At 71.9% G+C, this 8,426-nt stretch carries 6 protein-coding genes; 3 read left to right on the top strand and 3 right to left on the bottom strand.

Annotated features, from left to right (window positions below; genetic code table 11):
• Positions 1–225 (top strand): matrixin family metalloprotease (locus ABEB28_RS37230; RefSeq protein WP_345732999.1); only part of this gene is annotated, 225 nt, incomplete at its 5' end.
• Positions 226–605: 380 nt separating this feature from the next.
• Here ABEB28_RS37230 and ABEB28_RS37225 read toward each other — a convergent pair.
• Both ABEB28_RS37225 and ABEB28_RS37220 read right to left on the bottom strand, forming a co-directional pair.
• Entirely contained in the window at positions 606–1,628 is a 1,023-nt protein-coding gene (locus tag ABEB28_RS37225) for a nucleoside triphosphate pyrophosphohydrolase (protein WP_345732998.1), read from the bottom strand.
• 1 nt (position 1,629) lies between these two features.
• Positions 1,630–2,220, bottom strand: coding sequence for a SurA N-terminal domain-containing protein (locus tag ABEB28_RS37220; RefSeq protein ID WP_345733000.1), 591 nt, complete (start codon positions 2,218–2,220; stop codon positions 1,630–1,632).
• A 458-nt stretch (positions 2,221–2,678) separates the two neighbouring features.
• Between ABEB28_RS37220 and ABEB28_RS37215 the strand changes: the two genes are divergently transcribed.
• On the top strand, positions 2,679–5,138 hold the full coding sequence (locus ABEB28_RS37215) for a serine/threonine-protein kinase (RefSeq protein ID WP_345732997.1): 2,460 nt from the start codon (positions 2,679–2,681) through the stop codon (positions 5,136–5,138).
• 335 nt (positions 5,139–5,473) lie between these two features.
• Here ABEB28_RS37215 and ABEB28_RS37210 read toward each other — a convergent pair whose 3' ends face one another.
• Positions 5,474–6,274 carry a serine/threonine-protein kinase gene (locus ABEB28_RS37210; RefSeq protein ID WP_345732996.1) on the bottom strand — a complete coding sequence of 267 codons (801 nt, stop codon included), beginning with the start codon at positions 6,272–6,274 and terminating at the stop codon, positions 5,474–5,476.
• A gap of 123 nt (positions 6,275–6,397) precedes the next feature.
• On the opposite strand from ABEB28_RS37210, the gene ABEB28_RS37205 reads away from it, so the two are divergent.
• Positions 6,398–8,398: a cation:proton antiporter gene (locus tag ABEB28_RS37205; RefSeq protein WP_345732995.1), complete on the top strand. Its 2,001-nt coding sequence runs from the start codon at positions 6,398–6,400 to the stop codon at positions 8,396–8,398.
• The last annotated feature ends 28 nt before the right edge of the window (positions 8,399–8,426 follow it).

Raw genomic sequence — 8,426 nt, 5'->3', positions numbered from 1 at the left:
ACCCAGTACAAGTTCTTCACCACGACCAAGAACTGCAACAACGCCTACGACCTGCAGTCGGTCGTCCTCCACGAGCGTGGTCACTCGCTGGGCCTCAACCACGTCAGCCAGTCCGCCAACGCCAGCGCGGTCATGACCCCGGCGCTGTCGGCTTGCTCGGTCGGCAAGCGGACGCTGGGCCTGGGCGACTACCGCGGACTAGCCGCCACCTACGGCACCCGCTGACCCTCGCGGTAGCCCCACGAACCAACGGCGGTCCGCCGGCGCCCCTCGCGCCGACGGGCCGCCGTTTCGCTTTTCGGCGACGTGGGGCCGCAACCCAGCCGCACCCCGGATGCACCGCGCGCGCCACCGACGGATCGCACCGTTGGAGAAGTCAGCGGCCCCGGAGTGCCTCCCAGCAATCCCGGTCCGCCAACCGGCCCGGGGCCGCTGACGAACCGGGCAGCGTCGCCCGGCGGCACACGCCGTCCCCCGCGTCAACGTCGCCGCGGCTTCGGGACGCCGACCACCACTGGCCTTCGGCGGAACGAACAGCCCAGGCCACGGTGGTCATCGCCGGGGTCGGTCACCTGGAGGGGGTTGACCGGCCCCGGCTTCCGGGTTCAGTCTCGGGACGCGCTGGTCCGGGCTTCCGCGCTCCGCACGTCGTCGGCGAATCGGCGGGCCGCCGCACGCAGCGCCGCCTCGGCGTCCAGACCCTGGGCGTCACCGGCCGCGACCAGCGCGAACAGCAGCGCTCCCAACTCGTGCTCGGACGTCGGAGCAACCAGCGACGGCGGGAGGGCCGGTGGCGACACCGCCACCCCGGCCCGGCGGGTCCGGGACAGGTACTTCGCCGCGAGCGAGAGAGCCGGCTGCGACTGTGCCACCCCGTCCAGCGCCGAGTCGCGCTTCTTCTCCGCCTTCTTGATCGCTTCCCAGTTCGTGTGGACTTCGTCCGCTCCGGTGACCGTACGGTCGGCGAAGACGTGCGGGTGCCGCCGAACCAGCTTCGCGACCAGGTCGCCCGCGACGTCGTCGATGTCGAAGCCCTCGTCGGGGTCCTCGCTGGCGACCCGGGCGTGGAACGCGACCTGCAGCAGCACGTCGCCGAGTTCCTCCCGCAGCGCGTCGAGGTCGCCGTCGAGCAGCGCGTCGTAGGCCTCGTACGCCTCTTCGAGCAGGTAAGGGCGGAGCGAGTCGTGGGTCTGCTCGGCGTCCCAGGGGCAGCCGCCCGGCGACCGCAGCCGATCCATGACCGAAGCGACGTCGAGCAGCCGGGCGCCGGGCGGATCCCACGAGCCGTAGAGGATCTCGACCTGGTAGTCGAGCGTCGGATCGGTGGCGAGTTGGGCTGCCAGCAAGGCCGGGACGCCGTGGTCGGCGGTATCGGTCGGCCCCGCCAACCACACCGCGGCCTCGCCGGTTTCGGGAGCAGCGGCGGCGGCTCGCAGTTGGGTGAGCGCCGACTCGGGATCGTCACCGACCTCGACGACCGGGACGCCCGCCGCACGGACGGCATCGGCGAGCGGCGTCGGCCCCGCGACGAACACCGGGTGCGAGCGCACCGCGTCCCACGCGTCGGCGGTCAGTAAGCCGGCAGGCAGACGCGGCGACGTGACCAGGACGACGAGACGAACGGCCACGTCAGGACTGGTCCGCCGCGGTCGGCGCCGGCTTCACCGCGATGTCGGCGTTGCCCATCTGCGGCGCCTTCTCGAGGTCGAACGTTCCGAAGCGCGGGTTGACGGTGACCGGGTTGGCCCGCTCGCTGGCGCGGAGTGCCTCGGTGTACTTCTGGCCCGCGGTCTGCTGATCGACGTTCCCGGCCGACGCCCACTGGCTGAGCAGCACCCGGTGCGCCTGGAACTCGGCCAGGACATCGATCGGGAGCAGCGCCAGCTCACCGGTGAGCTGCTGCCGCTGCGGCTCGATCTGCGCCTTCGCCTGGGCGATCTGCCCAGCCGTGACCGGCACGCCAGCGGTCTCGGCCGCGTCCCGAAGCAGTTCGATGAACACGAGCATGCTCACCAACTTCGGCTTGACCGAGGCGGGATCCTGCTGCACCTCCGCCGCCGATACGGGATCGGACGTCGCCTTCGCGTAGTAACGATCGATCTGATCGAGCGTGATCTCGTCGTCACCCACGTAGGCCGCGACGGTCGGGTCGGACCGGCAGGACGACAGCCCGATCAGCAACAGGGATACGGCCACGGCGGCCAGCAGACGACGGAACACCACACGCTCTCAACACTCAGCGCGCGGACGGTGCAGCGCCGACTAGTGTCTTGACGCGTTAATTCGTCACCGCCCGGCGCCCGGCTTCACCAGCCATCTGCCTTCTACTTCTCGGCGACGAACTTCTGACTCACGACACTAGGGGACTACCGTCCGTGCGGGGATCGGGTCGGTCGGGTCGGGGGCGAATCGTCGGTCACTGTACGGCCAACCCCCGACAGCGCGACAGCGACGCTCCGCGTCCGGTCCGACGCCGACGGGATCCCGGCCACACGACGACCCGCCGGAGGTCGACCGCCAGCGGCGAGCTTTGTCCGCAGACCGGGTCACGTAGTACGACAAATCTCCACCGCTGCCGACGTGCAGGCCACGCGAGAGCGAGACTTGCCAGGACGGGCTTACGGAACCGGTTACGGGTGTGTTCGCCGGGACGTGGCATCGCATGACAACCTTGAGGCGTGCTCAGCCCAGGATCCCGGCTCGCGACGTACGAGGTGCGCAAGCGCCTCGCCGTCGGCGGCATGGGCGAGGTCTACCTGTGCCGGCACCGGCTGCTCGATCGGGACGACGCGGTCAAGGTGCTCCGCCCGCACCTGGTCGCCGATCAGGCGTTCCGGCGCCGTTTCCTCCGAGAGGCACTGTCCGCGGCCCGGCTGCGACACCCGCACATCGTCACCGTCTACACGGCCGACGAGGTCGACAAGCAGCTCTACCTGGCGATGGAGTACATCCCCGGCGCCGACCTCGCCGCGATCCTCGACCACGAGCAGGTACTCGAACCACGGCGCGCGGTTCGCCTGCTCGACCAGGTCGCCGACGCGCTGGACGCCGCCCACCGCCTGCAGATGACACACCGGGACGTCAAGCCGAGCAACGTCCTGGTGGAGCGGCCGGGGTCGTCGGACACCCAGCCGGGCGGTCCGCACGGCGGGCCCGAGCACGCGTACCTGGTGGACTTCGGGCTGAGCAAGAGCTGGCAGTCCCACGACCAGGACATCACGATGACCGGGCAGGTTCTCGGCACGGTCGCCTACATCGCGCCGGAGCAGCTGCAGGACGCGGTCACCGACGGTCGTTGCGACCAGTACTCCCTCGGCTGCATGGCGTTCGAGACGCTCACCGGCCAGCTGCCGTTCCAGCGCGATAACCAGGTGGCGGTGATCACCGCGCACCTGACCGCTCCCCCGCCGTCCGCCAGCGCGCTGCAGCCGTCGCTGCCCGCCGCGGTGGACCGCGTGCTGGCCAAGGCGATGGCCAAGACGCCCCAGGAACGGTTCGCGACCTGCAAGGAGTTCGTCGACGCGCTGCGCTCGGCCGTCGAGACCGGTGAGACCACTGTGGTCCAGAAGCCGGCCAGGCGACTGGAGCGGAAGACCCCGAGCGGCGCCGAGGCGCGTCAGGAGCAAGCCTGGGCGAACCCGGCGAACCAGGGCGCGGCGGTCGTCGCGGACTCGGCGCCGGAACCGCCCCGCGCGGCTCGCCGTCCGCTCGACCGGAAGCCGCCGCCCCCGCCGTCGGGTCCGGTCGGCGGTGCCGAACCGCCGTTGCCCGCCGACCCGCCGGCCCGGGTCGAACCGCCGGTGGACGCCCCGGAGAGCGCGGACGTCGAGGAACCCAAAGCCGCGGTGAGCTCCGACCCGGCCGCGCCGCCGGGGTTCACGCTGCCCGACGACACCCCGTTCGGCATGCCTCCGCTGCACGATCTGCCGCCCGAGCGCGGCGGCAAGGCGTACTCGCGCCCCGGCGCGCCGCCGCCCGCGTACTCCGCACGCCCGACACCGGCCTCTGGTCCGTCCGGATCGGCCGGTCCGGCGCCGACGTCCGGCGGCGGCTACCGGACGTACTCGTCGCAGTACCCGGCGGGGGCCCCGCTGCCGACCGGCGCCTCGACGCCCGACCGGGCCCAGGACAGCCGCCTCTACCTCGCGGTGGTGGGCGGCCCGGACGCCGGACGGTTGATACCGCTTCCGGACGGCGAACGCTCGGTGACGATCGGTCGGGTCAGCCTGGGCGTCACGGTCACCGGATGGACCGTCCAGGTCGCCGGGGACGCCGACACCCAGGTGAACGGCGAGCCGCTGCGCGGCGTCCGCCAGCTGACGCCCGGCGACCTGGTCACCGCAGGGCCGGCGTTGATGGAGGTCCGCTCGGCACGGCACCTGGCCCGGCTGGCACCGAACGCGCCGCCGCCCGACCCAGTGACCCTCGACCGGGTCGCGCGCGACCGGCTGGCCGGTGCGGTGCGCGGTCCGCAGCACCCCCAGGCGCTGGTGACCCGGATCGGCTGGCTGGCCCGGCGTCCGCCGGTGCCGATCGCGGTGCCGGTCGGGAACGCCGGCGGCATCGCGATCCGCGGGCCGTTGCCCGCCGCCGTGCCGCTGGTGCGGTGGTTGCTCACCCAGGCCGCGGTGCTGCACGACGCGCGGGACCTGTGCATCGCGGTGTCCGCCGGTCCGACCGACGACGAGCGCTGGACGTGGGTCTCGTCGCTGCCGCACGCCCGGCCGGCGACGCCGCCGCTGACCGGCCCGCATCTGGCCACGACCCGGGACGGCGCACTCGACCTGACCGCGCGGCTGCGTCGCCTGGTCGAGGTGCGGCGGGCCGCCGCTGCGGATCCGCGAGCCCGTCAACTGGTGTCGCTGCCGCGGGTGGTCGCCGTGCTGGACGACCGGCTGGGCGGTGTGGACGCCGAGTTCATCACCGCGGTCGGGGGCGGCCTCGGGGTGCACGTGGTGCGGTTGCTCCCGCCGGAGGCCCGGACCACGCCGAGCTGTCGACTCTGCATCGACCTGGATCCGAGCGGACAGACGCTCACGGTGTGGGTAGCCGGTCGCACCAATTCGCAGATCGGCGTGACGGACGGCGTGAGCGCGGCGTACGTCCGCGAAATGGCCGACCTACTCGCCGAGAGCTGACACCCCGCCGGCGCTCGCCGCGGGCGCATTTTCGGGAAGACCACCTGTGAGCGGCGCTGCTGTGGCCGCTTTTCGGGAAGACCACCTGTGAGCGGCGTTGGTGAGGTGGTGTTCCCGAAAAGCGGCCAGGTCGGCTTGGGCGCTGCGCGAGCGGTACTGGGCCGGACGCGTCGGTACGCGTCCGGCCCGTGTTCAGTCGTACTGGGGGCTGACCCGCCCCTACGGCCGGCAACCCCGAGATCGGGGCCAGGCAGAGACGGGGGCGAGGAGCGCGTCGGGAACCACCGCTGCAGGAGCGGGCATTCGTGCGGTGGTTCGCCGGGCGGCGTAATCAGCTAGGCAGTAACCAGTGATTCGAGGCGCTCGGCAACGGCGAGGGCCGTCGCGGGCCGTTCCGTGCGGTCGGGGGCGATCGTCCACCGGACGATCTCGGCGAGCGTGTCGTCCAGGCCCGGAGCGATGGTGGGCGGCGACGACAGGACCTTGCGCAGCGCCAGCACCGGATCGTGGTCGGGCAGCTCGCCGTGGAGGCCCTGCTGGGTCAGCGCGTAGTGCAGCGTGACGCCGAGCGAGTACACGTCGCTGGCGCGGGACGGCGGTTCGCCGTGCAGGACGTCCGGGTCGACGAACTCGATCGAGCCGAGCGAACCCATCCCGGTCAGCGTCATGCCGGGCGCGAGCACCTGCGAGAGGCCCAGGTCGGAGAGCTTGCCGCCGTTCGGGTGCAGCAGGACGTTGCCCGGCTTGATGTCCCGGTGGACGATGCCGGCCTCGTGCAGGGCGTGGGCGGCGCGGGCCGCGTGCGCGACCGCCCGGAGCGTCGCGGACTCGTCGAGGAGGTATGCCGGCTCGGCCAGCGAACCGTCCGGCAGGTACTCCATCGAGTAGTAGAAGACCCCACCCTGCTGACCCGCGTCGTACAGCGTGACCAGGTGCTCCGACCGTACGGCCGCGAACGCCGCCAGCTCCCTGGTCGCGCGCCGGAACACCTCTTGGGTGGTCGAACCGGACAGCACTTTCACCGCCACCAGCTCAGCCTCGACCGGTAACCGGGCCGGGGTCTTGGCGAGGAAGAACTCACCGTGGTTCCCGTCGCCCAGCGAACGGACGAACTCGTAGTCGGCGATGCCCTCCACGTGCCTCTCCTTCAACAGTCCTGTTCCCGACGGACCCTCACATCGGTCAGCCAGCGGTGTGAAACTACCGGCCGGAGCCCGCTACCAAGGTCGGGTACCGGACACGGATGGGAGCTACCCCAGGTGAGCGCGCACGACGTCGGCCTGTTGATGTTGAGCCTGGCCTTGATCCTGGTGCTTGCCCGGTTAGGCGGGTGGGTGGCCAAGAAAGCCGGCCAACCGCCCGTCGTGGGCGAGATCATCGCCGGTATCGCGCTCGGTCCGACGATCATCGGGCCCCACCTCTCGACCGTACTGGTCCCCCTCGACATCCGGATTCCGCTCTCGGCACTGGCCAACGTCGGTTTGGTGCTCTTCATGTTCATCGTGGGTTACGAGCTGGACCACAAGCTGATCCGGGGGCGCGAGCGGATCGCGGTGAGCGTCTCGATCGGGTCGATCATCCTGCCGTGCGCGCTCGGCATCACGCTGGCGTTCTGGCTGGCCACGCGGCACGGAGTCGCCGAGGACGACCGGTTGCCGTTCGTGCTGTTCCTCGGCGCCGCGATGTCGATCACCGCGTTCCCGGTGCTGGCCCGGATCCTCACCGACCGCGGGATGCACCGCACCCGGCTGGGCGGCCTCGCGTTGGCCAGCGCAGCGGTCGACGACGTCATCGCGTGGTCGTTGCTCGCCGTTGTCGTCACGGTGGCGGGGGCATCGGGGGAGGCGCAGTGGCACGTGCTGCTGACCCTGCCCTACGTCGCGCTGATGTTCTTCGCCGTGCGTCCGCTGCTGCGTCGTCTGCTGCCGCAGCACACCCGCACCGGTCGGTTGACCCCGGCTCTACTCGGCGTCGTCCTGGTCGGACTGTTCCTGTCGGCGTACGCCGCGGAGTGGCTCGGCGTGCACGTGATCTTCGGCGCGTTCCTCTTCGGAGCGGTGATGCCGCGGGAGGGCGGCGAGGCGCTGCGGCAGGACATCCTGGAGAAGCTCGAGCAGGTCAGCGTCCTGTTGCTGCTGCCGGTGTTCTTCTTCACCTCCGGCATCAAGGTGGACCTGCGCAACGTCGGGCTGTCCGGGCTCGGTGAGCTGGCGCTGATCCTGCTGGTGGCGATCTTCGGGAAGTTCGTCGGCGCGTACCTCGGGGCGAAGCTCCAGAAGGTGCCGTCCCGACAGTCGTTCGCGCTGGCCACGCTGATGAACACTCGCGGCCTGACCGAGATCGTGATCCTGACCGTCGGTCTGCAGCTGGGGATCCTCGACCAGTCCCTGTTCTCGCTGATGGTCGTGATGGCGATCGTCACGACGGTGATGGCCGGCCCCCTGCTCTCGGCGTTCTACTCGAGGCGGCGGATCGAGCGGGACATCGCAGAGGCGGAGCGGTCCGCTCTGGGGGAGGCTCCGGCGACGCGGGTCTTCGTAGTGGTGGATTCGCCGGCGTCGCAGAGCGGCGACGTCGAGTTGGCCGGTGCGCTGGTCGGATCCCGTCGACCGGCCGAGGTGGTGCTGTCGCGGCTGCTGCCGTACAAGTCACCGGCGCTGGAGGTGGGGACCGGGCTCTCCGGCGAGCTCCTGGAGATGACCCGCTCGCTGGCGGAGCTGGAGAAACTGGCCGCCCGGGTCCGGCGGGACGACGTTCCGGCACCGGTCCTGTCCCGGTTCTCCGACGACGTCGAGCGCGAACTCGGCGTCCAGATCGAGGCATCGGAGCCGGACGTCGTCGTGGTGCGGGCCGGGGCGCACGTGCTGGCCGATCGGGTCGTCGGGGAGCTGGTCACGGTGGCGTCGTTGCCGGCCACGCCGTCGGCGGTGGCGGTGCGCTGGGGCACGGACGCCGACGCGAGCGCGGCGCTGCGGGTCGGTGCGCTGCTGGCGGTGGCACGCGGATTGCCGCTGGTGGTCGACGACGGTTCACGGCCGGGGCGCCGGGCGGTCGCGGCGGCGGCTGATCTGGCCCGGCACGGCGTGGCTGCGTCGGCGGAGCCGGCGCCTGCGGATGCGCTCGTGGTGGTCGCCGGGCCGGAGGTGCCGGCCGGAGCGCACGTGGCGGTGCGGGCGGCCCAGGACACCGACGCCGTGCCGGTGGCGGAGTGGGTGGCGGATCTGCCTGCCCTGGGCGATCGGGCGCCTGCGCTGGCCTGAGCGCGCCTGCCGGGCCGGGCGCGGCCGG

Origin of the sequence: Cryptosporangium minutisporangium (genome assembly GCF_039536245.1) — a bacterium.
GTDB classification, from domain to species: domain Bacteria; phylum Actinomycetota; class Actinomycetes; order Mycobacteriales; family Cryptosporangiaceae; genus Cryptosporangium; species Cryptosporangium minutisporangium.
This window is presented reverse-complemented; position numbering and strand designations above follow the sequence as displayed.